Here is a 1,956-nt window from a genome sequence, read left to right on the forward strand (position 1 = left end):
ACAGGGTGCGGCCGTTGCCGTAGACCCAGCCGGTCGCGGGGCCGAACGGGGCGTAGCCGGCCTGGTTGAGCAGCACCATGCGGCTGCCGCCCGGAGCAGCCGACTATATGCGGAACCGTGGGTGTCTCGTTTCGCTTCGTTTCGCCGGAACTGTGGGTGTCCTCGTTTCGTCTCGTTTCGTCGTTACTCGTTTCGTCGTTACAAATACGGAACTATGGATGTCCTCGTTTCGCCCATAACCCCTACTTCTTGGACACAAGAAGTAAAGATAGCGCCATTTGCTCTGACAAACCGACGTCGGACGCACTCACGATTGCCGCTCGGTCGCCAGATGCATACTTCTGCTGAAACGCGATCTGCTCGGTGAAGTAGTTACGCGGGCCGCACGTCATGCCATGGCGCTGAACCATATCGCACGTCAAGCGTACCAGCTTGGATTGCCGGATAGCCCCTCGCAACGCCTGAGTGGTTGCCGGATCCTTGTGCTCCAAAGGCCCACGCCCGTTGCTTGCAGCACTTCTTACCGATGCGCGAATATCAGCCCAGGTGTCGCTAACGGTATCCAGATCAAGTTGAATCTCGTCAACCGTCCCTCCACGCCGCTGTATTTGCACGATCAGCTTTTCCAGAGCTGCCACGAACTCAGGCGACGACAGAACGACTTTTGAACCCGGTGCGTTCAGCGTCCTGAATCCACTCCGTTTCGAGAACCTAAGCACATGGCGGCCATCCAAGCGTAGCTCTTTGAAGACGATGCCCTGAAGGACCATTCCATCAACTGCGACTTCCAAGCACTCATAACCACCGACAGACCGCGACGTGCGAGGACAGTCCGCTGCAAAACAAACGGCGGTCCACGACATGAGCAGCATTCCAGCCAGCCATCTTAATGCATTTGACATATTAAAGCCCCTAGAAAAATAGCGACTAACGTAGCTTCCAGGCGTCACCGAGATACTTACCAACATACGGATCTTGGTAGCCGTACCTCAAGACACCAACATGACGAGGAGACACCACGATTGCTGCTTGACCGGGTCTCAGACCATTCCAAAATCTGACAAGGTCGCTGTAATTTGCTAACACAGCGTCTGGCGAGCCCCATGCAGAATGAAGGTATTTTCCTATATCAGCCGCTCTTGGAATATAGAACCCGCTCTCACCGTACCAAATATTCGGCGCCGTCTGGGGGATGGGCGCGCCACTGTTATTCAATGCGTGGCTAACTCTTACGGCACAAGTGTCTGCGGGAAACTCAGGATCTGCCGTCCCCAATCTTCCGGCAGGCCCCCCAATGAGACCCCAAACCGCTGCAGGATCTTTGTAGTCATCATAGTTGGGGTAATTCGCAAAGAATCTACCTGACTCCGGGCGCGCCGTACCAATACGTGGCGCGCTCTCGCGATCCCACAATGTGGGCGGGCCAATACGCGGCAATCCCGCTCCTAAAAGGCCATTGGAATCAACCAAAACGGTGGGAACGCCGCCAACGTAGCCGAAGGTCGAAATCCCTCCTAACAATCCAATCGGGTCGCTCTGCACATACCGCCCACTCCCCGCATCGTAATCCCGGAAGTAGTTGTAATTCAGCCCCGTCGCCGCGTCATAGCGCTGCCCCGGGAACCGCATATCCAGCACGAACGCCGTGCTGTCCAGATCCGGGTCTTGGTTCGGCGCGCTGTTGCCGAACGCCTCGCCCTGTAGTGCCCAGGTCCAGATCGCGACGTCGCGGCTGCGGTCGATAACCGCACGCGGGGTGCCCAGGTGGTCGGGCTCGATGTAGTGCAGTTTCTGGTTGGCACCCGCGCCGGCCAGCAGGCCGACCGGGAGGTCGTCCAGCCAGATCGCCTGTTGCAGGACCGCGCCGTTGTGGTCGTAGTCGCCCAGCCAGCGGCCGGACTCGTCGTAGACCGTGTAGGTGTTGACCGCCGGGGTGCCGCCGCTGCCGTCGGGGTT

Annotated in this window: 2 protein-coding genes; both read right to left on the minus strand. The window is 58.2% G+C overall.

Annotated features, from left to right (window positions below):
- Positions 1–242 precede the first annotated feature (242 nt).
- A complete protein-coding gene (locus V1318_RS21650; protein ID WP_332941843.1) occupies positions 243–863 on the minus strand; it encodes a hypothetical protein in 621 nt (206 codons plus the stop codon).
- 64 nt (positions 864–927) lie between these two features.
- Positions 928–1,956 (minus strand): T6SS effector amidase Tae4 family protein (locus V1318_RS21655; protein ID WP_332941844.1); only part of this gene is annotated, 1,029 nt, incomplete at its 5' end.

This window comes from Lysobacter sp. CCNWLW3, assembly GCF_036697405.1.
Taxonomy (GTDB): Bacteria; Pseudomonadota; Gammaproteobacteria; order Xanthomonadales; family Xanthomonadaceae; genus Lysobacter.